Source organism: Mycobacterium sp. NGS64 (assembly GCF_059812245.1).
In genome coordinates, this window is the sequence record NZ_JCALCI010000004.1 from 215,645 (window position 1) to 239,621 (window position 23,977).

A 23,977-nucleotide genomic window follows, 5' to 3' on the forward strand; every position below is an offset into this window, starting at 1 on the left:
TTATCTCATACCTGTCAGCCACATTTCATCCTTCCCCGACGTATGGGCTTGGTCGGTTTCAACTGCTTCATCTTCTCTGCAAGCACCGACAGATTGTGGAAGCCGCGTCGCTTATTGCGTTCACTACCACGGAAGATCGCGATCTCGATCCCATGCTCCGCGCAGAGACCGCACTGACAATCGCGCCACGGCGCTCGCGTGAGCGTGCGACGGTACTGATCGCCGTAGTCGCCCTTGAGGCCAATGATTTCGCTGTAATTCAGTACGGCACCCAGGGCTTCATCGACGTCGCAAGATCCCTCGTCGAATGCCCGCAGGCTTCGGAGACTTGTTCTTTCGGCCTCGATTGCGCGTCGTTGCGAGACCGTCCCGGAAAGGATTGCTTTCTTGAGCGCAACATTACCGTCAACCTGCGGGACGCGGATGGCCGCGTATCGACCGTCGGCGGTGTGGTAGTTGTCTCGATCGTCCATGAAAGATTGTCTGAACGATGATGTGCTATCAAAGCTCGTCACGCCCAATCTGCTGAACTCCGCGATAGATTCGATGCGAGTGATTCCCAGCAGATGAAGTTGGGTATCCGCGCTGCGGACGTTTGCGATCTCTTCTAGACATGCGAATATGTCGGGAGTCTTCAATGCAACCATGCCACCCAAGGCAATTCGTCGATAGCCCATGCCCTGAAGTTCTTGCACGCTGTTGGCAAAACTAGCCGGATCCCAGCCTTGCGCCGCCCCGATTGGTTCGAAGCTCGCGCGTTGATCTGCGACTGCCGATAAGAATTTCTCGGCGTACGTAAGTGAGATGCGGCGCCTCTCGACCCATTCCGTCTGAGGATCACCGGAGCCCGGCCGGCGGTAGCCAAGTATGACGTGATCGATGCTTACTCCTGCGTCGAAGCCACATTGACCGTAGAAGTCGAGGACCTCGTTAACTGAGTACGGTGGCTCTGGTTCATTCACATAAGTGAATGCGCCACAGTCTCCGAGTGTGTTGATCGTAGAAGGCAGGCGGAAGAAGCCCCTGACCCCGAGTCGATACAGGCGCTGCCGCTGCGGCATTGAGTACTTGCCAACTTCTCTCGCTGAACCGTCCACGACAGCTTTCGACACGAGAATCCCGTCGTATGGGCGCATGGCTAGGACCTCGTGTGCGTAGAGGTCATCGCGTTGGCGGACACGGAGAGGGTGGTACTCGTCGTGGAGGAAGTCATAGGAAGGGCTGACTTGGTCTTGGCTGTCGGGGAAGTAGAACTTCATGCTTGCTCCTTGCGCGCAGCCACGTACGCTCGGGCAAGATAGTTCGACAGCGCTGATATGTGCTTAGAGACGTTCTGCAATTCGTTCCAAGGCAAGCCGAGTTCGGCCCATGTCCCACTCGTCCACCGACAATGATCGGCGATGCGAGATATTTCTCGGCGAGCAGCTTCGTCGGCGCCTGGCTTATTCACGTCGACGTGCACCATGACCCGGTCCATGAGCCGACCCATCGCCCTGATCCCAACGCCGCCCATTAATTTCGACTTTGACGCAGACTGGCCCCACGCGTCAGGAAAGACGTCCCGGACCGCGCACCAATACGTCAACAGGACGCGCCTAATGCCTTCGGTGTCAGTCGATCCCGTCGCCATGTTCCGGTATGGAAATAAGACGCCCGATGGAGATTCGAGAGACTCGCGTAGCGCCTCGATCAGGCTGGTGTCAGTAACTACTGCCTGTCGGCGATCTTCGGCCTCGGTCGAGGGGCGCTTGATGAGGCCACAGAACGGTGACTCGGGGTCGCGGTTGAGCATTTCGACCAGGGCCGACGGCATCTTGCGTTGCGACAGTCGTGGTGAGGGCGCCGAAATGACCTCGGGAAGCAACTCCGTGACGAGGTTGGCGGGAAGTGGTGCAACGGTGTTGACCCGCAGGAATTGATCACGTTGCATCTCCAACGTGGGAGCGACGAAACCCGCAACCGGTACGGGAATCCGGCCGTTTTTCGTCTGAGCCAGTGCAAGGCTTCGTTGTTGACCGTCCACAATCCAGGCTGGCCGTGGCGCCGTGTCGTCGGACGGAATCGGGATTTCCAGCGTGCCGGCTGTCGCAAAACCGTCCGTCGCGCCGGGACCCCGACTGGAACGGAAGCGAACCGTATCAGGAAGAGCGAGGATCAACCCATTTGGAAACAAAACTTCACCCGAGTTCAGATAGTCGAGGATCTGCTTGACGTGGTTCCGTCGTTCCGGGCGCTGATAGCCGATCAACTTGCCGGCCTCATCACGGGAGATGCGTGCGACATCCGCGACCGCGCTCACCTCATCGGCCGCCAACGTAAACAGGTAGAGAGGGATTGTCGGGTTCTGCTCTATGCGGAGAGCGCGGCGCTCGAGGAACTTTTCATCGTTCGCAGTCACGGCGAACCTACAGCTTCACGAAAAAGTTGGCCGAATCGCTTTTGTTCACAGGCGATGCCGGCGTCGCGGACTTGACGCAATGCCCGAGTTGCAGACAACCCCTGCTCTGCACCTGTTAGCTTCCGGATCAGACTTGTCAGTTGCGCATCGGTCATCGGGGACCGTTCGTAGCGTTCGATGTACGACGCAGAGCGGGCCCACTTAGACCACGCCCTCTCGTCTTCGACGGTATAGAGTGCTGAGTGTGACCGTCGGGAGAGCCACGCTCTGGCCATCCGGATGGTCAAACTTGACCTGGTTCCGCCGAGCTCGCGCCGAAGCGACGTATCCGCTGGCAGCCTAGGCAGCCCCGGAATGTTCCGCGCCCCTCCAAGCAGAAGGAGGTCACCCCCGCGTGCGGCGAGGGCACCTAGGTCGTCGTCCATCGCCCGCGCGTAGCTTTCTGACAAGACGAGCAGTACGCGCTTGTCCACAGTTTCAGGCAGGTTGTGGGTCGCATCCAACGAGGAGAGCCGCCCCCACCAGTCGCGTGTCTCAGCTTGCCCCGAGCCCACGGAGTCTGGATGGCCACCGGCGAAAGTTGCTGCATATGCCGGCCCCTGGTTGGTTGCATCACGTAGGCCCAGGCCCGCGGATGCTACAAGCAATCTGACGTCGACTCCGGCATTTGCTACGTCGCTCACAAGGCAGCGCACTTGTTGCCACGCTTCGCCCTGGTAGAGATCAAATAGCCTGACCGTCGCCTGCGCACCTTCGACGCGCCGACGCCACACGCTGAAGCGCGACGCAGGGTCTCCGTTCGGAAGCGACCGCAACCGGAGGGAGGCAGCAGGCACCTGCGATTTTCGGTCCGTGCAGTTCACTACGATCGTCAGTTTTTTCAAGCGATGTCACCTCCGATCCAAAAACTACAGGCGAGTTGTGTCGGCTATCCGGTGTAGTTTCGAGCTACTATAACCGCACCCACCCACGGGAGATGACCATGAACACACCTGCGGTAGTCCTTCTAAGTGGCGGCCTCGACTCAACGACAGCGTTAGCGATCGCCAAGGATCGCGGGTACGTCCCGTACGCACTGTCTTTCAGATACGGCCAGCGCCATGCGATTGAACTAGAGGCAGCGGGCCGCGTTGCTCAAGCGCAGGGCGTCGCTCGGCATGTCGTGGCAGACATCGATCTGCGAGTGTTCGGGGGTTCATCGCTGACGTCCGACATCGCGGTTCCGAAACACGACACGGCCGATGCGCTAACAGATGAGATCCCATCCACATATGTGCCTGCGCGGAACACCATCTTCTTGTCCTTCGCGCTGGCGTACGCCGAGACTGTCGGGGCCTGCGACATATTTATAGGTGTGAACGCTCTCGACTACTCCGGTTACCCGGACTGCCGCCCGGAGTACATCGCGGCCTTTCAGGCGATGGCAAACCTTGCGACAAAGGCCGGCGTGGGAGGCAGTTCCGTAACGATCCATACACCCCTGATCGAGATGACCAAAGCTGAGATTGTGCGGACTGGGCTGGACCTCGGTGTCGACTACAGTCTTACTTCGTCGTGCTACGACCCAGACCGGACGGGCAAGCCCTGTGGCCACTGCGATTCATGCCTCCTGCGCCTCAAGGGCTTTGCCGAAGCCGGCCACGTCGATCCCCTTACGTACCAGGCGGCCTGACAGTGGCGTATAAGGTCAAAGAAATCTTCTATACGCTGCAGGGCGAGGGTTTTCATACGGGACGACCCGCAGTTTTCCTAAGGTTCGCGTCTTGCAACTTGTGGACCGGTCGTGAATCGGACCGCAGCAGGGCCATCTGCAAATTCTGCGACACCGACTTCGTCGGTACGGACGGGCAGGGCGGGGGCCACTTTCGAGATGCGGAGCAAGTCGCAACCGCTGTCGAACGTGAATGGCCCGAGGTTTCGTGGGACCGACGGATGGTTGTTTGCACGGGTGGTGAACCGCTCCTGCAGCTCGATGAGGTACTCGTGAATGCACTACACGACCACGGGTTTTATGTCGCGATCGAGACCAACGGAACTCGAAGTGCCCCTAAGGGAATCGACTGGGTCTGTGTTAGCCCGAAGGTCGGGGCGCCCTTGCTGCAGACCTCGGGGGATGAATTGAAGCTGGTGTTTCCCCAGGAGGGCGCCGATCCTGAACAGTTCGAAAGCCTGGACTTCCAGTCATTTCGACTATCGCCGATGGATGGTCCATCTATCCGCGAGAACACCGCGGCGGCGGTCGAGTACTGCCTGAAGCGTCCTAAGTGGCAGCTGAGTTTGCAAACTCACAAGTATCTAGGAATACCATGACGGAAACGGCAGAAATCTACTGGGAGTTCACCTTTGAGGCGGCTCACAGGCTTCCCAATGTTCCAGTTGACCACAAGTGCTCACGCTTACACGGGCATTCCTACCGGGCGCGCGTCCACGTTGAAGGCCCAATCGACCCACGATCAGGTTGGATCGTCGACTTCGGAGCCATTAAGGATGCGTGCAAACCGGTCATTGCACAGCTCGATCACTACTACCTCAACGACATCACTGGCTTGGAAAACCCGACCAGCGAGAACCTGGCCATGTGGATCTGGCGTGAACTAGCAGCTTCACTTCCGATGATGTCGGCGGTGAGTGTCTCGGAAACGTGTACTTCCGGGTGTATGTATCGCGGTCCTGGAGGCCGGCCGCAATGACAGCGATGCCCGACATCCAAGGGGAGAGCGATTCTCGGGGAATCGAGATCGATGAAGTGGGTATTGCGGGTTTTCGTCAGCCTATACGGTTCGACGACGATGTTCTCAGCCAAGCCGGAATCGCCGATTTCGAAGTGACAGTGCGACTTCCGGCGAACCGTCGCGGCACGCACATGAGTCGGATGGCTCAGGTAATCAAAAGCAGCCTAAACGTAGTTAACCCTGAAGCATTCCCCTCCGTGCTTAAGGCCTTGGTTGATTTGCTAGAAGTCGATGGCGCGGCCGTCGTCATGGCCATGCCACTAGCCACTGAGGTGATCGCCCCGGTGAGCGGCGAGTCCGGTTGGCAAGTTCACGAAATGCGCATGACCGGCAATCTAAGCCCCGAATCTTTCAAGCTCGCAGTCGAGGTAGCAACCGACGTCACCACATTATGCCCATGTAGCAAGGCGATCAGCGACTACGGCGCACACAACCAAAGATGTCGCGTTTCGTTGACGACATTCGGTGACGGCGACACACCGTACCCGCTGAGCATCGCATCGATGATCGACATGATCCGATCTACTTGCTCGTGCCCGGTGGTTCCTGTAGTGAAGCGTTCGGATGAGCGGGCACTCACTATGACCGCCTATGAGAACCCTATGTTCGCGGAAGATTTGGTTCGTGAGCTATCACTGGGGTGTCGAGACCGTGGCGTGGCGCACAGAGTCTTCGTACGGACATTGGAGAGCATCCATAGCCACGACGCGGTCGCGAGTGTGTCGTGGAGTCCCGCGTAACCTGTAATACGCGGCTTCGGTCCGGTCGATCCGCCCACCTCATTCGAGACATCCTTTACCTGAGGCGTGCAGGCAGCCGGGGCGCACCTCGTTTGCCTAGCAAGGTGTTTGCCGGCAGTCAACGCCAATGCAGACTCTTGGATGATTCGACTCATTCTTGTTGTCTTGTGATGTGATCTTTCAAGGCGTGGAGGAAGGCAACCGCACCACCACGCCTCGGCAGGATTTGCCGCATTCTCGGCCGAACCTTGTCGATTTCTTTCGTCGCTGCATGTTGTGCGTGCCACGTGTCCACAATCATGTAGTCAGCGGATGAGGCAAGGTTCTTCAGTGCGGTCGTTCCGGTAGTGTCCTTGTTATGGGTAAACGACTTCAGATGTGTTAATTGGTCAAGTCGCTGGCGTAGTTTTGGTACTGCAGACTCGAGCAGGGTATAGAGGCCAAGGTCGGCCGAGTCCAACTTGGACCACGGGTTGTCCTCAGATTGCTCGGCAGGCAAGTCCGGCCAAGGTGGCAGACCCAACTCTGCCAAAAGGGAACGCATAGAGAGAATTTGGCTGGGTTCTAAGCGTTGAACATATTTCGCGGTCAACCCGATGACACTTTGCGCGAAGTTGAGGCGATCATTGGGCGCTGGGCAAGGATTGGTTACAAACCCGTCGAGCAACTCCAGTACCCAATCGATGCTCGCCAATGATGCGATCCGTGACCACATATCAGAGGCAATCGATAGTAGGGACGTATACGCCACTTGGTCGGGTGCCGAGTCGAGTACTGCCCATGCTAGGTCGTTGAAGGCGTTCCGCACGGACTCACTAGCGTTGTCTTGGAAGGCAAGGGCGAGAAGTACTGCATCGACGAACTTGCGCTGGGACGGCTCCGCCGCGGCTTTCGACGCCAGTACACACAGCAGGTCCATGGTAGCTCGGACCTGGTCGGCGTTGACACCGTCGGTTGCGCTGATCAAATTCTCCGCCAACTGACTCGATAAGTCTTCCGAAACCGGAAGCAGCGGCCAGTTCTTCGCGTTCTCACGCGCCGTACTCGCTGCCTCTCCCCAGCGTTCGGGACTCGCAACTCGGGCCATCCACTGGATCCAGTCGTTGCAGGAGTTCGAGACGAGGGCTTCCAGATGTGGCAAAAGTAGGCTCGTCCCCCGTGGTATCTGAACGCCATCGGAGGCCAACTTTCGAACCGCGCCGAGTACGGGCGTTGCGAATGTGGCGTCACCCATCTCGAGCACTGCGTTAATGGCCAGGCCGATGACATGCTCCTGAGGATCTGCGAGAAACAGTTCAACGACGGCTGAGTACTGCTGTCGCCCGTACAGGCGACGCGCCTCCTCGAGCAGATCAGTGACCGTTTCTTCGACCATTGGGCCATGCAACGTAAGCCCTTTGAGGAACAGCCGATCCTCATCGCTCACCGCAGATAGTTGTCGCTCGATACGGGCTTGGTCGCCATCCTGCCGTGCACTCAGGTATGCCAGCGCAAGCGCGCCACGACTGCGCGGGATATCCACCGAGCCGAGCAGGGGCGCGTACTGGCTTTGTAGATCCGCTTCCCGGAAAACTTGTACCGGCGATCTTCCGGTCTGAATGATGCGCGTCTGCCAGATTGCCTCAAGCATGAACTCGGACACTGTGCGTGGCCGACGGATTTTCTGCAGCTCCTCGAAATACGGTTGCCCAGCCAGGGCATCCCAACGATGTTGCCCTGCAAACAGTTCGATCTGCAAAAATCTCATGTTCTCTTGGCTGAGAGTACCCAGGCGCTGAAGGCTGTCGTAAGCGTTCTGCGCAGTGACGAAATCCTGCTGTGCGATCGCCAACCGCATATCCCGCAGCAAGTCCGACTCGTCGGGTTTGGCGTCAGCGGGATCACGATCTATAGATGACCGAGTGGTCGTCATAGCTTCCAACGCATCGAGAAATGCCTCGTGTTTCTCGCGCCGAACCATAATCGGTACCAACCGGCACTCCGAATCGTCCACAACAACTGCCTCTGGATCGTTCGCAAGCGTGGCGGCGGCGGGTCCGATGAACGCAGCGAAGATTTCTCGCGCCTGCCGCTCGCCCTCGAGGTCGTGTGCCAACAGGCTAAAGCCCGGATGGTCGCCAAGGGGCAGCACGACCCAACTCCCGAGCGAGGAATTCCAGAGAGGCTGTTGTGCGTCGACTACGCCGCGGATTTGGGGCTCGTTGGATCCGAAACGCGAAAGATCTCCAACCAGGTCAAGCAGTTCCGAGGTCACAGTGTCCCTCCGAACCTCTCGAAATAGTCGATACGGGCTTGGGATACAAAGGCCTGGTCGGCCTTTAGTTCGATGTACTCTTCCCGAACGTCGATGCCGCCGATGGTCAGGTTCATCGAACCCACGACCGCATAATCGTCCGCCACAATGGATTTCGTGTGAAGCAGATTGGCTTCATCAATCCTGATGTTGATCCGGTCATTCACACGTTGGTCGGCGCTTAGAGACTCTATCCGGTTGATAAAGGTTCTGTTATGCGGATCCGGTGTAGTGCCGATGACGATGGTTGTGCCCGTGACAGCGAGAGATACCAACACCTCGGCAAGCGTGGTAGGGCGATTGCCCCACGATGCTAACGGACCGAACGTACCAGCGGAATTATCAAGAATCGGAAGGTCTGTTATCCATGGCGATATCAGCCAAATGCACTTACTTGAAGCAGCCAACTCGGTAGCCAGTAAGGCGGCAAGTAGTTCGCGGGCCTCGCCCGAACTATGTGTCTGGGCCTTGCGGATTACTCGACTCACCTGTACCACCCCTGGAGTCGCAGCCAGACCTGGGGGTTCGAGTCCACGTCCAAAACGGCGACCACCGTTGGGTGCACAAACATTGTGTCGTCTTCGACCGGAGCCGTTTCGAGGTCAAGTAGCGCGGGTCGGATCGCGTCGCGCGCTGAATTGCTAAAGACGAGGCGCACCTCACCAGCAGACACAAGCATTTCGTGAACCGCCTCGCGAGTCTCGGTGTTCCACTCTTCCACCGAAACCTGCGCGGGCGCAAAATTGGCTGTGGCCCTGAGCGCCGGCAAGTCAAGTGGAGGTAGGGCTGCGTACGCGTTGGTGATCCCGGTCGGTTGAGCATCCGAACCAGATGGCCACAAGACGTTGGCGATAGCACGCGAACGTCGTTGCTTATCAGCATCTTCCGGTAACTGCAGTACCGCGTCGTAGCTCACCCTGTCCGACAGGACCGCGGCAAGAGCCCGAGAACTCGGGGACAGGCCGGCGTCGAGCAAGCGGTTTCGTAGTTCGAGCCAGTCGCCGACGGCATCGAAGAGACCAGGGTCGGCGCCGGGCCCAAGTAACCGAGTAGCCAACGCAGTCTTCGCAAACCGCTGCACGGTTACGCCAAGTTCAGCTAGACGTGTGTAAAAACTTTCGAGTTGTGTCAAGGCAGCATCGTGTCCACTCGGCCAGGCATCGATAACTGATTGCCGCAATTGATTCAGGACATCGTCCTCCTGCGCCATCACCGAGACCATGTCCGTGTCCAACCTCTCGAGGTCAGACGGCGCGATCGCCGTGGCGAGTGCGTAGCTCACCAGGTGCGGAGATTCCTTGACACCGCGCATGCACGATTCGACTGCACCGATGCCGCCCGGACCGGTTTCTGTGATCCACGCGAGGCGATCATCTTGGGCGTCAAGGTCGATAACTAGCGAGTCGCTGTCGACGCCGCGGGCAAGGCTGTCCATGCCCCGCAGCAGCACGGTCGCTGCGGTGAGCGTATAGCGGCGGTTGTACCACGTCAGCCAATCGTCTGTCCGGGCAGGCGCCTGCGCGACTTGTAGTGCGTCACGGACAAACTGGACCACTTCTGGCGACTCGAATAGATTTTCGTCAACGGTGGCCGTGTCAGAGTCGTCGTCCTCGCCCTGGGAATCTGCGGTTTCGCCGTCGTCTTGGTCATCGCGCGATTGGCCAGCAAGGAACGCGGCGCGCCGCAGTTCGTCCGCGAGTTCCCTGTCGCTGAGATTTTCGATGTCAAGTTCTCTCAAGGTTGCCCGGGACCAGAGAACCTCGGCAGTCAATGCCAGTGTCTGCCGAGTAAATCGATCGATTCGTCGCGGCAAAAGGTCACTATGCAGAATGTGCCAATTCAGCCACGCAGTTCGTTCGGCGGCGGTAGGGGTTGGCTCGGGCGGTGGAACATTCACGTGCACCGCAAGCCCGTCGACGAAGGTTTGTTGCCCCAGCGCCACCCGGTTTCGCTGGCTGTCGCAAAACTCGAGTTCAAGTTCAATTTTGTTGGGCTGGAAGATCGAACCGACTGCGCGCCTCGCGAAGCGGACCTGCCGAACCGCGTTCCCCCGCGAATGAATATGGCAGATCACCCGTTCGAAAACGCTGCGTACGGATTCGGGCAGGTTCAGTTCGATGCCCGCATCTTCAGAAGACAGGCAATTCTCCCAGGCCGGGTTGACGCGACTGTAGTCCTTGACGGGCAAGGGAACGTCGTCCAACGATACGTGTGTGGGCGTTAGAAGAGGTACGTCGGTTTCGTCTACCTGCACAGTCCCCTGCGAGGTAGCTGCATAGGTCGATTCGACGTCGAGGATCGTCGGTCCTGCGTCGGCAGTGGCAATGACTGGGACCCAATGTCTCTTGGTGTCTGCTCGGACGCCGAAGTGCCGACTCACGGTGCCCGGCATGAAGTCGCGAATCGTTCGGAGGACGGGAAGGTAGGCCGTGTTGATCAGTTCATCAGTGTCCAATCCCGGGCCAGTGAATGACACGTCGGTGGCGAGCAAGTCGTCGAAAAGGTTCCCAGGTGCGAAGTCCCGCAGCGGGATTCGGCGAGTTACGGTCGGATCGGTCGGGGAAGGTGTCTCCATCTCCCAGTTGTCACGGAGGCGTCGGACGAGAGTTGGAATGACGGCCAGCAACAGCGGACGCGGCCCGTCCCACAGCAGGCTGTCGACGTCCGATACTCCGCGGGCGTCATTCCGAAGCCCAAGCGCTTGTCGGATGTAGCGGCGTAAGCGGTTCCGGGCGGGTCCGGGGGACAAGACGCTCTCCAAGAGTTGTCGAGCATGAGCTTGTCTTGTCTGCATTTGTGTTCGCTTCGAGACCGAATCGGCCTCTAGAACGTCCGCCGGTCCGGTCATATCCGACCAGACGTTGTTGGTCGTCGAATAGTCGTCGAGTTCGCGGCTAACCCATTCCAGCAGGATGTATACGCATTGGATACGTTGCACGTATCGATTGTCTAGGGGCAATGATTTCGGTGGCAGCTCCGGATCAAACAGCGTATCGTACGCGTCCCACGCAGCTTGATCACGTCCCCAATCGCTGAGGACCACAACAGTCCAAGGGCGGGTTTTCGGATTGCGACCTGCTCGACCCTTCCTTTGGAGGAAACTCGCGGCATCATGGGGAGCTTTGTGCTGAATAACCGCGCCGACGGTGTCGTCATCGAATCCGACTTCCAATGTCGAGGTGGCCACAATCAATTCGGCCCGCTCGTTGACACCGCGGTCTTGCGATGAGGTGCGGCCGATGTTGAGTTGACGATCGATGTCCAGACCATGCCCAAGTTGCTCGGATAGCCACCACCATTGCCCTTGCGGGTCTCTTGACACCGGCGATTCGCGGGTGGGCGGTCTCATGCGATCTTGGCGCTCCGACCGGAGATGAGCCAACGTCAACACTGGCCTTGTCTTCGCGCGACCTGGAAACGCCCACCCTTCGGCATCCATGATGTCCCAGTAGAGCCGGTTCGTAACATCCAGTTTGTCGGTGAAGGTGAAGACTTTGTTCCCGCTCACCCCGTTCGACGCCATGGGGGGCGCGAACGGGTCTGGCTCCAAGGTGTCCAGACACCGTGTCAGCACCATCGCCGTCTGGATGGTTGTCGATAGTGTCCCCGTGCCGGATGCTGGATCGTGTCGTACGGCGAGCAAGTACTCGGCGCCCATTTCTTCCATCTGGGAAGTGTCGGGACTGACGACTTCTATTTGGCTCACGGGAACATTGATGCACTGGGCAAGGAACTCACCGGCATTCCGAAGCGTCGCGGACAAGGCGACCCACAGTGGCTGCCGGCCGAGCGCGTGGCGCAGTCGGCGAAAGAGGTACGCGTTCTGCGCGCCAGTTGTGCCCTCGTATATGTGTAATTCATCAAGGAGGACGACCTGCAGGCTCGCCGGTTTGATGCCGAAGGCGCGCAAGTTCCCCGGATATGCCAGCTGGCGATTTAGCGATTCTGTCGTCGAAAGCATGATGTCTGGAGGCGACTTCTTGGCCGAGGATCGCGTCAGTCGCACGAAGCGTTCGTCAACATCCTTCCCACAGGAAACACAGACCAGTCGTTCGCGATCGCGCGCCAAATCCTTTTCAGTCCATGCCATTTTGCCCTGACAATCGTCATCTGGGCACAGTAAGAATGGACAGATGAAGGCGTTAGCACTGTTGAGGGCAGTCCTTCGCCACGCGCTCCTAACCACGCTGGAATTGTATGGCGTGAGCGAGAACCAAGTCGCAGCAGAGATCGGCCGTCTGGTCGATGAGTCTTGTGACCAAGCGCGCTGCGCGAAACCCACAACTGTCCGGAACTGGTCTTTCAGCAACTCGCTGCGTGGGTAAATCGCCAGGGCGACAACGCCGTTACGTGGGTTCTCATTAATCGTATCCGCGATGTGAGCGAGCACTGGTAGGTAGAAGGCCAACGTCTTACCACTGCCGGTGCCGGCTGTGATCATCACCGCGCGCGCCGGACCGCCATTTAGGCACGCGAGAATCTTTTCAGTAGCTCCTATTTGGAACTCCGAGACGCTTGGCAGTAGGAGTGCATCAAAGACAACCGAACTCGCTTCCTTTGCGAACTTAGATATCCGGTCGCGCGCATTCCCGCGGGCGATGTTGCGCTTCGGCCTCCGCCGCGGGCGATGGAGAAATCGGTAATCGAGAACTAGCGCACGACCGTCGGTAACGGGCCTTGACGAAAACGATTGGCGGAGCATGGAAATCAGTCGGACAGTCTCGGCGCAACGAGTTCGGTAACCCCCGGTCGGCGTCTCGACCAGCAGGCCTGCCTCACGTAGTTCGTCGACGAGGCCTTCACCACCGTCGAATGAACTGGCACGTTTATACACCTCGTCGAGCGTCCATTGACCCGCAGTCGCGCCCCACGACAACAGACGTGCTTCGCTTAATTCGAGAGAGGTTAACAACTCCAATGCTTCGGGTGAAGGTGTCATGCGCTTATCTGTCCGAGTCGGATCCGAAGGAGTTGGTCCGCGCCAGTTTGTTTCAACCACTCGGACACGTTGTCGGTCATCTGGTCGAGTGTCGCCCCCGTGCGAGAGCATGCAAGTAAGAATTGACGCACGTCCTCGTTGCCGAACGCTTGGGAAAACGCTGTATCGAACCGTTCTGCAGTGGCCGCTAACGTGGCGTCGGAGGACTCGTTGGGAATGGTCTTCGTCAAGTCGAGCAGCGGTTTCCGCAACTTCTCCAAGAGATCTCGCTGTGACTCCTGCCCGGGAAGGGCGGCCATAAGTCGGATGAGAGCATCGAGATCGTCGATGCGACCTACTCGGTCTTGAACGAATTGTTTCCATTCACGCTCGACGTGGGTCTTCAACTCAGTCACGTACTTCGGGAGCGTCTTTTGCAGTTGGTTGACGTCCCGACGTAACGCACCCTTGGTGACAACCGCCTCCAGAGCCGATCGGATAATTGCAGCGCTATGCGGAGATGGTGTTGCGACCCAGCCCTGCTTGCGACCGACGCTCACCGCCGTCGACAGGTCCGCCAAAGTTTGGATTTCGGAGCTGAGCAGTTCTTTTGCAGCTGAAGCGGATTCGTTCTTGTCCGCTTTGTCGCGAGACTGCACCGCTGCATCCACGGTCTCTCGCGCGGATTTGATCCATTCTGGCACATTCGACATTAGGCGGAGGCTCCCGTGATGGAATCAATGTAACTTAGCGCTTTGTTTCCTAGGTCGTTGATCTGCCCGCTCAAGTCGGCTGCTGACTCGCCACCCGCCAAGTCGTACTTGGCGAACTCCACGGTCTGCTTGATCGCGTCGCGGATGACGGCAAGATCCTGGCCCAGTTGGACTACACCCCGAGCCCAGGGTTGGGCCACGACTGCGCTCGCAGGGTCGTGTAAATCTAAGTTGGCTCCTGTCCTGATTCGTGCGTCCCACGAATTCGCGTTGCCGAGTGCGCGGTTGACCGCGCGGTCGAAGTCGCCGTAACCGTCTGCCGGACGAAATAGCAAGCTGTTCTTGGCTCGGTCGGCGACTTCTCGTACAGCGCTTAGGGCTGGTTCGAGATCTGCACCATCAAGGAATGCCTCGACTTCGGATTCTGCAGCCTTCAGCAGCTTCGCCTGGTCCGGGGCAGCGGATTCAATCGCGGTAAGGAGGTTCTGCGCTGCCAACTTGAGTTGCGGGAACGCATCTGAGGTATGGCTGATCTCTTTGAGAGCCGTGATCGGCGAATTTAACGCCGCTGTGGTTGCCTCAGCTCTGTGAACCGTGTCGAGCATCTGTGGTTGGTTTGAATCACCTTGCCTCACCGCGTAGAGATCTGCGAGCCAGTCGCGCGTATTGATTTGCGAGAGTGCATCTTTCGCCACGAGCTCGACCTCCGACCATCTTCCGATAGGCGGGAGGTCGCGACTGGCGGCGTGCAGCGTGTTGAGAGACAACCGTGCGATCGCATCGAGTCCGAGTACCTGGTCTCTGACGCGTATGCCATCGCGACGTGCCAGCAACTCGGTGCGGACTTCGTCAGCACACGAGTTTAGGTAGGCCTCAAGTTGCCGCCGCAACGCGGCAGGCTGGTATCCACCCGGCCAGCGGAACTTACCCTGCGTCTTGTCCCAGTGACCATGTTGCCGGTACCAAAGCAACCCGTACAGCATCGCAACCGTATCTTCGCTCGGGTTGATCTCGAACCGCAGGCGTTTTTCGCCGGGATCACGTCCGAACGTGCCAGGAAAGACAAAAGAATATGGCACAAAGGCGGAATCCAGGAGTTGCTTGCCAATCCCGCGGTTATGGTTGATGAAGTCTTGATCCAGTTCGACTCGCTCAAGAACCGCGGTGAAGAGCCAGGGGCGTATTTGGTTGATGGCGGCTTCGGTGAGCCCCTCGGGGCTTTGTCTCCACGCGTTGACTTCTCGAAGAAGCGGCAGCGGTTGTTTCTGTTCGACCACGGCGGGCGTGATAATAGGCGTCTCTTCTGGGCCTCCGCGACCCTCGCCGCCGTCGCTGATCGGAGGTTCGGTGATGCCGCCGGTCGGTAGATCGAATGCCTCAAGAATGGTGCGGTCTTCGAGCACACTGTCGTTGCCCCAAATGATGTTGGTGCGCTGTACCCTATAACCGGTTTCCCCGCTGATTCCTCTCCGAAGGGCTGCTTCGCCTTCGTAGGACTCGAAGTCAAAGAGTTCTTCGACGCGCTTGTCTGGATAGTTCCCCGCCTCGATATGCGGACGGGCTTCGACAAGAACCTCTTCGAGAGCGGACTTCAACAAACGACCGGGATTGGCTGCGGACGAACCGAGTTTCTTGACTAGCCTTTCCAAGGCCGACTCGTTGAAAGGATAGGTACCGACCTCGCCAATCGGCTCAACTCCGGCTCGGCCGAAGCTGCGATGGCACTCGGAGACGAACTCGCATTCTTTGCCGTCATTGCGCGTCATGCATGCGTTGGGTACCCACGAGCCACGCTGCTGCGCGGATGGCGCGGCTAAATTCCAGGCATCGACTGTTTGGGATCTCCCAAGGCGCACCAAATTCAGATATCGCGCCAGGAATTTCTTGATGGGCTGCAGTTCATGACCATCGCCGGAGACTTCCTGGATAGGAAGGATTTCATAACGGTGGCGCACTCGGCGCTGCACGGCTTCGGGTACGCGTTCCTCCCATTTGGCATTGGTGATAGCAAAGATTACGCGGAGGGGGGAGTGCTCATCGTCGGGTTGGATGAGGAATTGGTTAAACAGCGCGCCGTCAATCAATCCGAACTGAGCCAGGTCTTCGAACAGCAGCACGAGCTCGTGCCCGCTCTGCTTAAGCAGGCGTCGTGCGTCACTAAACAGAGTCTCCAACGTCTCACCGGAGGAATCGGTTAACCCGACGAACGCCGGTAGTGCCTGCTCCAGTGCTTCCTGCAGGAGTCGCAGTGCAGGCTCCGAGTCATACCTGATGGAGTTGAGGAAATGACGGACATCTCGGTCTCTTGGGTTTCCCCGTGGTTGGAGATCTTCAAGCTCGAATTTCGTGACCCCGCTGTCCCCACCTTTGACCTGGCCGACGATCGAAGCAGCGATGTTACGGAGCGTGCCACCCTCGCGCTCCAAGTGGTCCTTTACGTACGGGGCGGTGAGGATATCCGCGAACCCGTTGCGTCGGCGGTTGTCGTCTGGATCGAACTGGCCAAGGAGGCGATCGCGCTGTTCACGTTTGGCCCGATCTTGCTCTGACTCGTTCGGGCCAGCGGTGGACGGCGGGGCGAACCTCCAGCGGAGTTCCTCTGCCATTGCGCTGGTTAGACGACTTGCCACCTCTGCTTCGGTCTGTGTGCCTATCGCGCGCTCGACCCGAGTCAACATTTCCTCGCCGACAGTACCTGGCAGTCCGGCGACGAGTGACTTCAATAAGTCCTTCAGGTTGCTGATTTCCCGTGGCACATAAAGGACATGGATCGGCACGTCGGTTCTGCGAAGGTGTGCGTTGATCCACCGTACGACGTGGCTTTTCCCGGTGCCGGGAGTTCCCACCACGGCGATAATCGAGTTGCTTTGATGCGAGCCGATATCCGCCGTCAGCGAGTCGAATATTTGTTTTTCGCCACCGTGGGCATCCGAGACGACTGGGCCCTCGAGGTGTGCGACGCGAGCCGGGGTATGGGCGGCGAGAAAGATGGGATCCAAAGCTATTGGAAGAGCGCCGATGTCGATAAATACGGTATCTGCGACGGCGCTTGGTTCCCAACAGGCGAACCTTTTCATGCTTTCTGTCCGATCCATTCCACCGAGCGGATCGCTCGTGACTCATCATCGCTGGGTGCAAGTTGTACGACGTTCTCAGAGTCGTCGCCGGGTTGTAGGTCCACAACCTGCTGCGCTTCCAATTGGAGGAGGCCTTCGGCGATGACGCGACTCGCTGATCCCTGCCAATGGGGTCGGCCTATTTCTGGGAGTGTGTTTATCAGGTCTGGGTGGCCCAGTACCGGCACCGCCTCGAGAAGTTCGGTAACGAATCGTCTCGCGGGTATCGCTCCTTCCTTGCCTGACGCGAAATCGCCGATCGCCCTGACTGAACTGACCGATAGGACGCGTGTACCGCCAAGGCTGAGTTGGTGTGCATAGCCGAGCGCAACGCACCAGCGCCAAAAAGCCCGCCATTGTGTTTCGTTGTCAATTACCTTGGTCTTATTCAACTCTGACGCAATGAGCTCAGGTTGGGCGCCATCCCATGAGATGCTCGCCAGCGGATCGCGACCGAGGAACCACACGAGCCCCTTCGCGACGTCCGACGGAACTTGTTGTTGTTTCACACATTCAAGCGCGCGCTCGTTTAGTGCTCGGGCGACGAGAGGTTGGAATGCGATCGCCGTTTCCGTACCCCTTGCCGGGTCTCTCGAGGCCGTCAGCGCCGGACCAACATCCCATTCGGGGTCCTTCTCTGACGTCAGCTTCGTGATCAGACCCAAATCGGCTGCGACGTCCAGCGATGCGGGAAGGGTCGCCCCCTCACCGTTGCCAGCCATGAGATCGTTGGGACGTAGTGCAGCCGTTAACTGGCTGGTTGAATAAGGGCCTGCAGTCAGTAATTGCTTACAGATCAAGCGAATTCCGGGCACGCTCGCGGGTACCGTACCTTTTAGATAATCGGTCATAGGTCAGCCATTCGAGAGGTCGGCAAGGGCTGCGTGGATGGTTCGAGTCTTCATGCCCTTGGGGATCGCAACTTCATCAGAAATCAAGAGGACGTCTAGCGCAAACTCCGGTAGTGGTCGATTAGCTTGACGTTCTAATCGGCTACGCCAAGGGGAGTAGGTCAGGTCCCCCTGTTCGATCACCACTAGGCTGGGTAGCGGAGTCAACTCGTTTGGCGATAACGGCTTCGGATCATGAAGTATCGTCTTCATGGTCTGCGGTGGATCGCAACCTGCGAAGTGACGCACCCCTGCTTCGAGCAGTCGGATAGCCAATTCGACGGCCGCGCTTTTTGGGTCAGCGGCGGTGATCACCGCAAGGCCATCATCTGTGCCGACGTTCTTGATAAAACGCTGGAGTGGTTCGACGGGAACCGGTTCGGGAACCCAGCGCTGGCTCGGTGACGGCAGTTGTTCCGGAAGGGGTTCCTCAGCCTCGCTCCGGCATCGCGGGCATCTACCGCAGATCGTCTCGGGCGCCACCCACTGAGCGGCTTCACCGAAGAGACGAATAACAGCGTTGGACGGTCGGTACTCTTCTGTGATTGCGGCACACACTCGTTTATCGCCGTTGATGACGGCGCGCAGGTTGTCCAGAGATGCGTTGCCGCGCGACGCCTCGGCCGATCTCCAGGGCTTCCAATAGGTTTCCCACCACAAGGGGTCGTCTAGATCCATCCTGCGTAGGTCGGCGGAGAACCACGCATGCTCGGTGCCGCCGACCTCGTCGTTTAGCGCTCGCACGTCATCGGCCAACACGACGAATGGTTCGATAGCTCCTAGCTCGACCAATGCTTGGACGAGTTGATTGTTCCAGCGAAGGTTGTAGTCACCTTCCTGGACACGCCCCCGTGCTTGGTAAAGGTCCACGACAAGGTGGTCCCGGAGGTGTCGTCGCCCTTGCCACAAAGCCTTCCATCGCTTCATCGCGGTTTCCTCGAGGAGGATTGTGGGCGCGGCGAGACTCTTCGCAACTTTCCAGTCATCTGTGCTCGGACACAGCAGTGCCACCGAAGGATTTCCGTCGCGGCCTCCTCGTCCGACTTCCTGGTACCACCTGTCGATGGTTTCTGGGATGCACGCATGAATCACTGAACGCACATGGCCGTAGTCAATGCCCAAGCCGAAAGCCGATGTCGCCACGACAAGGTCATATTTGCTGGGGCTTTCGGAGTCTGTTCGCAAACCTGCCAGTGCATCGCGGCGTTCGTCTGCAGACGACAGTCCCGTGACTGCAGTGAGGCGCGAATATCCGTGCTCCCGAAGCCTATTTAGCCAGTCATGAGCGTCATCGGGCATAGTCACGTACAGCACGGTGGGCCGAGGCAGATGGTCTAGTGCCTCCAATACGTACGCCCGTCGCGAGTCCTCGTCTGACTCTGGCGCAACCCAGAACTGCGGTTCGGCGCGCAAGGCATTACCGGCGATCAATGTGCACGGCCCGGGTTCGGCAAACAACGCGCAGAGGTCTTCGAGGGTGTGCGAGTTGAGTGTGGCGCTCATAAGCAGCGTAGCTGGCAGGAGGCGCTCGTTCTCGCCGGCTCGTTCCAGGAGGTCCTGGCGCAGCCGGGACAATGTGCGGAATTCTGGCCGAAACGTTCTGCCCCACTGCGTAACCAGATGGGCCTCGTCCACGACGATCGCGGCCAAACGCCCAGTACCGGCTAGCTCCAATAACTGGTCTCGAAGCGCTCCGGTGATGGACTCCGGGGAGGTGACCAGTAGAGGCTGCCGGCCTTGGGTCAGTCGGTTCCTCAAAGCGTCTCGATCTGCCATCGATGTGTCGGCCGTCCAGGCGAACCGTAGGGCTGACTTGTCGACGCGAGGATTGAGTCGTGCGTAGTGGTCTTGGAATCGGCGTTCGAAGTCGAATGCCAGCGCTACTGTCGGCACGACGATCATGGTGGCGGCACCTGGATATCGGTCGGCTACGCACAACGCGACCTCGGTCTTGCCGGCGCCCGTTGGAAGAAGGGTGATGAGCGTCGCGCCGTTCTGCATCGTCAGCGCGGCGCGCGCGGCGACACGTTGTCCAGGCGTTCGATACGTGGGCCACTTGGTGAGTCTGGTGAACACGGGATCGGCCGGGACCGAGGGGTCCGACTGAACGGGCCCGCGGTAGGTCCCTGCAATCGACGCGAAATCAACCGGCGCCGTGGCGTCAAGCCAGTCCGGTTCATAGGGCGACGCATGCCAGAACTGTCCGCTCTTTCGCAGACCAATCCCAAATGCGATATGGCTAATGAGCGCTTCTATAGTCGGTGCGAGTTGGGCCCGATACTCGCCCTGGTCCCGCTCCGACAGGCGACGTATCGACTGCCGAATGAGGACAGCCAGGTCCTTTGGTGCTCCTCGACGGTGCGCATCGACGATGCGCTGCGAGAGGTCATCGTGGAATTTCGGTTGCGCAGCATCGGGAATCAGGAGGAATTCTCTGAGGGCCGACTCCTCCTGGTTCTCTAGCGAGACCATTTCGGCCGCCTGATAAGCGCACCGCAGTTCACGAGTTGGAGTCGCGGTTCACGGACTCCTCGGAGAATCAGGCTGCCCAACTGGCGCTCCAGCTCGGAATCCTTGGTCGCAGACTTCCGCTCAGATTCGGTGGGGAGTCGCTCGGCTCGCGCTCTCAGCACGCTCTGGCGTCGCGCGTTGTCAAGCTCAACTTGAGATACGGCCTCTGATACCCACTGGCGATACGAATCAGACTCTTGGACAGAGTTGCGCGCGATCGTGGCGGCGTCTTCGCACTCGCTTTCCCACGCCGGAATTTGCTGATGCAACTGAGCCCAATACACCGAGGGCTCTGATTCACCTGACTCAAGAAGCTTGTCGAGTTGGCCAGACATTTTGTCATCCGCAACTGCCCCCCCGTTAGCCCACACGCAGAGTAATCGAGGTGGCAAAAAGGTTTCGCCCCGCCGCCGAAGGCGGCGGCGGTCTTCTGCTGGAGTTTCAGCCAACGACTCATCGTCAAACTCCGACATGAAGTCGCACCGCAGCCAGAATTCCCAGGCAGTTGCGTTTGCATCCCGAACGACGGTTACAAACGCCCGCCCGCGTTCATCCGTTTGTAAGAACCGCTGCAGCCAATCGACAAGCGGATCGCCGACTCGGAACGGTGTCCCGTCGCCCAGTTCCAGCGCTTGCTCGACCGACACGGTGTGAGGACGACCCAGCAGGTTCTCGACTGCCGTATCCAGCGATGGCGGAGGCCTGACTCCGGGGCGCAAAGAGAAACAAAACGTAGGGCCCGAGTTCGCCCGCAGTCGAAACGGCAGTCCTGCCTTCGGATCGTTGACCTTCAGTAACGCTGATTCCAACGCAGCAGAACGGGATTCGTATCCATCAAGGCGTTCAGCTGACAGGCCATTCAAGAAATCTTGTTGAGAATCCGACTCCCAGGCTTCTAGCTCGTCGACCTCAGCCATCTCGTCCTGGATGCTTTGATGCAGGTGGTCAAGATCTTGTTCAAGGGCCTTGGATCCAGCGAACACCAACTGTTCACGCAATTCGGATTCCCATTTCGCGAGAAATCTCTGAGCTGTGGATACCGACACGCTGAATAGGCGAATACCTTCAGCGAACGTCGTGACCTGTGCCGAGCACCAACTCGACCCAGTGGGGCGTACCACCACAATGTCTGGAGGGCGCTCGCTCTGGCGGATAGATCCTGCACCGGAGTAGCGGTCCAGTCGGCCCACTCGTTGCTCGATGCGGTTGGGGCTTAGGCTGAGGTCGATATTTAACAACGCGTCACTGCCCTGGAGATTCGTTCCTTCTTGGAGTGACGAGTCACCGACCAAAAGGATGCCCGAATCGAAAAAGAGGAACTCTTCGGCGATATCGTCGCGCAAGGCTTGCGCAGTGTCGGTCAGGTGGCGAAGCACAGTGAACTGCGTGCCGAGTTTCTCTTCGGCCGCCTTCGCGAATTTGATTGCCTGGGAATGGAATCCTGAGATTGCGACGACTCGTTGGCCGGTGCGCACCCGCCGACACGCCTCATGAACGCTCGCTTGAAGGCGGATATCTTCACTCAGTAGCAGCCGAGCGCGGAATTGACTGAGTAGACCGAACTCTTCCGATTCGTCGTCGCGATCACTACGAAGTTCAGACATCCGGTTGTCAAGAAAATCATTGAGGGGGACGAACCCAGCAACCGCGCACCTCGCCGCTTCCCACATTAGGTCTTGGCGGTTGTCGGCATCCTGAATGATCTCGCGATAGCTGTCGAGAAATTCGTCGACCAGGTCGTCGCTGGCGTTGGGCGCGACCTCGAGGACGACCAGGTTTCGACCGGCAGTCGGAAAATCGGCCGCGGCACCCACGTCGCGTCGGTGACGAACCATCCGTCTGCTGATGCGGTAGGTTTCACGCAGATAGTGTCCTAGGTCCTCTATCCGGGAATCCGCTGCGCCGGAGGCAATTCCGCGGGCTACATCTCGGACGTATGGATCATCTGGATGGCGGCCCCGAATGTTATCCAATGCTGTCGCACGAGCGGTCGGACTCGAGAATGGTGAAGTCAATGCGTCGAATTCGCTCAGTTCAGCAGTGCGTTCCTCAATCCGTTCCGCGAACGCGTCGTGGTCCCCGAAGGGAAAGGCAACGGGATCGACGAGGTGTAGTAGGGCTTCCAAGACCATGTAGTCGCCCCGCATGGGAGTAGCCGAAAGCAGGAGGAGCCCGTTCGCGTTGTGGCAAATTATCGATAACATTGGCCATTTCCCAACCTGCATTGCGTGTTGGATGAGCTGGTGGGCCTCGTCGATTATCAGTACTCGGGAGTTTTGCACGTGCGTGGTCGACTCAAAAATATCGCTGTGCTCGCGAACCCAGATACGAGTTCGGCGATTACGTGGACCGTCTAGAAGATCACCCAGAAGGAATTTCTGGTGCAACTCGTTGCGCCATTGTTGAACCAGCGTACTTGGGGTGCTTACGTAGATCTCGACATTTCGGTCGTCTAGCAGTGTTTGGCGTATCACCAGACCGGCTTCGATGGTTTTCCCTAATCCGACCTCGTCTGCCAAGATGAAGCGGCAGATCGGATCCTCGAGCACGCGCTGAAGAGTTTCGAGTTGGTGATCATAAAAGCCTATTGCTGACGAAGGTACGGCGTAGTACCCACGGCATGCGGCGCGTTGCAGAATCAGCTGGCTAGCGATGTCGCGGCGAGCTAGATACGGTTCGGCGTCCTCTACGGCGCCCAACTGTACGGCCTTGAGCGCGTCGATGAATGGCGTCTCCTGCCGGATGAAGATTTGCTCAGCCGATATAGCCTCCACGCTGTCGTCAGGGAATCGCACGAACATCTTGTTGTTGGCGCCGTCGTAACGGTCGATGATTCCGGAACGGTAACCGTAGTATGTCCGATTGCGAACCCAGGCTCTGCGGCCGACGAAATTGATGCCTGTCACCCTCAATTCGTTGACAGGGACCGTCTTATGGGTAGGCACCATCCCTGGTACAGGGAAGTAATCAACTTCAGCCGTGGTTGGCCCGACGTCGACGCAGAGACCGAGTCCTAGCGTACTATTCCGGTGTTCGACCCAATGGTTGAGCAGTTGACGTGCACGGTAATGTCGCGCCATCGCGGTCAGCCAGCCTTCCTACTCACTCAGACTGCCTACTACGGCGTGGAAACTCGAGGTTATTGACCCGACACTGTCAAGCTAGCGTCAGAAGGCCAGTAAACGCCAGAAAACCGCGACGCTTTCGTCGGTTAAGTAGTGCTAAGGGCCCCTGAGCAGCACATTCGTCAGCAACATCACACCGCTCGGAGTGTTCTGCAGTCCCTTCGACCGTCACTGATCCTCACGTCCGCGCTCATCCGCCAGGGCGCGGAGGGTGACGCGAGCGCGCCGAAGCCGGGGCGTCAGCGCGGGCGACGTGTGCACCTTCGCCCGCGACTAATGCGCGGCGGGCATGGCAATCCACGATTAGGCTTATGCCGCACACTCAGCCACGTTGAGCCTCGTGCCCTGGCTGCCGAGATCGATCGGGTGGGTCGAGCAGCGCTTCGCCGAATTGTCTTCGCGGCGGGGCCGCTCGTAGATCCGGCAGGACAATCCGATTGTGGCGACTGCGATTCCAAACAGGCAACTCATCCGACCTCGAACCGCCGAGGCCTGCCGCGCGCCCGAAACCGGCGCTCTTTACTCGTGTAGAACCGCAGCA

The 23,977-nt window shown here is 58.6% G+C and carries 14 protein-coding genes; 4 read left to right on the forward strand and 10 right to left on the reverse strand.

The genetic code is table 11. From position 1 onward, the window contains the following. Positions 1–14: 14 nt before the first annotated feature. Together dpdA and dbpB are read right to left on the reverse strand one after the other, a co-directional pair. Positions 15–1,259, reverse strand: a complete 1,245-nt coding sequence (dpdA, locus tag AC5Y4S_RS19015; RefSeq protein ID WP_500034228.1) for a tRNA-guanine transglycosylase DpdA — start codon at positions 1,257–1,259, stop codon at positions 15–17. Continuing rightward, entirely contained in the window at positions 1,256–2,398 is a 1,143-nt protein-coding gene (dbpB, locus tag AC5Y4S_RS19020) for a DGQHR domain-containing protein DpdB (protein ID WP_500034229.1), read from the reverse strand. The genes dpdA and dbpB overlap by 4 nt, the downstream gene beginning before the upstream one ends. Positions 2,399–3,380: 982 nt before the next feature. Between dbpB and queC the strand changes: the two genes are divergently transcribed. The 4 genes from queC to AC5Y4S_RS19040 are packed head-to-tail and all read left to right on the forward strand — an operon-like array spanning position 3,381 to position 5,870. Further along, positions 3,381–4,070 carry a 7-cyano-7-deazaguanine synthase QueC gene (gene queC / locus AC5Y4S_RS19025; protein WP_500034230.1) on the forward strand — a complete coding sequence of 230 codons (690 nt, stop codon included), beginning with the start codon at positions 3,381–3,383 and terminating at the stop codon, positions 4,068–4,070. A gap of 2 nt (positions 4,071–4,072) precedes the next feature. Beyond that, the gene (gene queE, locus AC5Y4S_RS19030; protein ID WP_500034231.1) at positions 4,073–4,708 is read left to right on the forward strand and encodes a 7-carboxy-7-deazaguanine synthase; all 636 of its coding nucleotides are present in this window, start codon (positions 4,073–4,075) and stop codon (positions 4,706–4,708) included. After that, positions 4,705–5,088: a 6-carboxytetrahydropterin synthase QueD gene (gene queD / locus AC5Y4S_RS19035; RefSeq protein WP_500034232.1), complete on the forward strand. Its 384-nt coding sequence runs from the start codon at positions 4,705–4,707 to the stop codon at positions 5,086–5,088. The genes queE and queD overlap by 4 nt, the downstream gene beginning before the upstream one ends. A gap of 5 nt (positions 5,089–5,093) precedes the next feature. Then, complete coding sequence (locus AC5Y4S_RS19040; RefSeq protein ID WP_500034233.1) at positions 5,094–5,870, forward strand: GTP cyclohydrolase, FolE2/MptA family; 777 nt, start codon at positions 5,094–5,096, stop codon at positions 5,868–5,870. Between the two features lie 151 nt (positions 5,871–6,021). Here AC5Y4S_RS19040 and dpdD read toward each other — a convergent pair whose 3' ends face one another. Genes dpdD through dpdE form a run of 8 tightly spaced genes read right to left on the reverse strand, consistent with a single transcriptional unit; the run spans position 6,022 to position 23,391 of the window. Next, the gene (gene dpdD, locus AC5Y4S_RS19045) at positions 6,022–8,124 is read right to left on the reverse strand and encodes a protein DpdD (protein ID WP_500034234.1); all 2,103 of its coding nucleotides are present in this window, start codon (positions 8,122–8,124) and stop codon (positions 6,022–6,024) included. Further along, a complete protein-coding gene (dpdK, locus tag AC5Y4S_RS19050; RefSeq protein WP_500034235.1) occupies positions 8,121–8,651 on the reverse strand; it encodes a phospholipase D-like domain-containing protein DpdK in 531 nt (176 codons plus the stop codon). Before dpdK ends, dpdD begins: the two co-directional genes overlap by 4 nt. Continuing rightward, the gene (gene dpdJ, locus AC5Y4S_RS19055; RefSeq protein WP_500034236.1) at positions 8,648–13,102 is read right to left on the reverse strand and encodes a protein DpdJ; all 4,455 of its coding nucleotides are present in this window, start codon (positions 13,100–13,102) and stop codon (positions 8,648–8,650) included. Before dpdJ ends, dpdK begins: the two co-directional genes overlap by 4 nt. Next, entirely contained in the window at positions 13,099–13,794 is a 696-nt protein-coding gene (locus AC5Y4S_RS19060; protein WP_500034237.1) for a hypothetical protein, read from the reverse strand. The genes dpdJ and AC5Y4S_RS19060 overlap by 4 nt, the downstream gene beginning before the upstream one ends. Continuing rightward, the gene (locus tag AC5Y4S_RS19065) at positions 13,794–16,889 is read right to left on the reverse strand and encodes a hypothetical protein (RefSeq protein ID WP_500034238.1); all 3,096 of its coding nucleotides are present in this window, start codon (positions 16,887–16,889) and stop codon (positions 13,794–13,796) included. Before AC5Y4S_RS19065 ends, AC5Y4S_RS19060 begins: the two co-directional genes overlap by 1 nt. Continuing rightward, positions 16,868–17,761 carry a hypothetical protein gene (locus AC5Y4S_RS19070; RefSeq protein WP_500034239.1) on the reverse strand — a complete coding sequence of 298 codons (894 nt, stop codon included), beginning with the start codon at positions 17,759–17,761 and terminating at the stop codon, positions 16,868–16,870. Before AC5Y4S_RS19070 ends, AC5Y4S_RS19065 begins: the two co-directional genes overlap by 22 nt. A gap of 3 nt (positions 17,762–17,764) precedes the next feature. After that, positions 17,765–20,272, reverse strand: coding sequence for a protein DpdF (gene dpdF, locus AC5Y4S_RS19075; protein ID WP_500034240.1), 2,508 nt, complete (start codon positions 20,270–20,272; stop codon positions 17,765–17,767). Further along, positions 20,260–23,391, reverse strand: a complete 3,132-nt coding sequence (gene dpdE / locus AC5Y4S_RS19080) for a protein DpdE (protein ID WP_500034241.1) — start codon at positions 23,389–23,391, stop codon at positions 20,260–20,262. Before dpdE ends, dpdF begins: the two co-directional genes overlap by 13 nt. Positions 23,392–23,977: the final 586 nt, after the last annotated feature.

Coding starts and splice junctions, on each gene's coding strand:
- dpdA (WP_500034228.1), bottom strand. CDS start 1,259: ATGAAGTTCTACTTCCCCGACAGCCAAGACCAAGTCAGCCCTTCCTAT.
- queC (WP_500034230.1), top strand. CDS start 3,381: ATGAACACACCTGCGGTAGTCCTTCTAAGTGGCGGCCTCGACTCAACG.
- queD (WP_500034232.1), top strand. CDS start 4,705: ATGACGGAAACGGCAGAAATCTACTGGGAGTTCACCTTTGAGGCGGCT.
- AC5Y4S_RS19040 (WP_500034233.1), top strand. CDS start 5,094: ATGCCCGACATCCAAGGGGAGAGCGATTCTCGGGGAATCGAGATCGAT.
- dpdJ (WP_500034236.1), bottom strand. CDS start 13,102: ATGACACCTTCACCCGAAGCATTGGAGTTGTTAACCTCTCTCGAATTA.
- AC5Y4S_RS19060 (WP_500034237.1), bottom strand. CDS start 13,794: ATGTCGAATGTGCCAGAATGGATCAAATCCGCGCGAGAGACCGTGGAT.
- AC5Y4S_RS19065 (WP_500034238.1), bottom strand. CDS start 16,889: ATGGATCGGACAGAAAGCATGAAAAGGTTCGCCTGTTGGGAACCAAGC.
- AC5Y4S_RS19070 (WP_500034239.1), bottom strand. CDS start 17,761: ATGACCGATTATCTAAAAGGTACGGTACCCGCGAGCGTGCCCGGAATT.
- dpdF (WP_500034240.1), bottom strand. CDS start 20,272: ATGGTCTCGCTAGAGAACCAGGAGGAGTCGGCCCTCAGAGAATTCCTC.
- dpdE (WP_500034241.1), bottom strand. CDS start 23,391: ATGGCGCGACATTACCGTGCACGTCAACTGCTCAACCATTGGGTCGAA.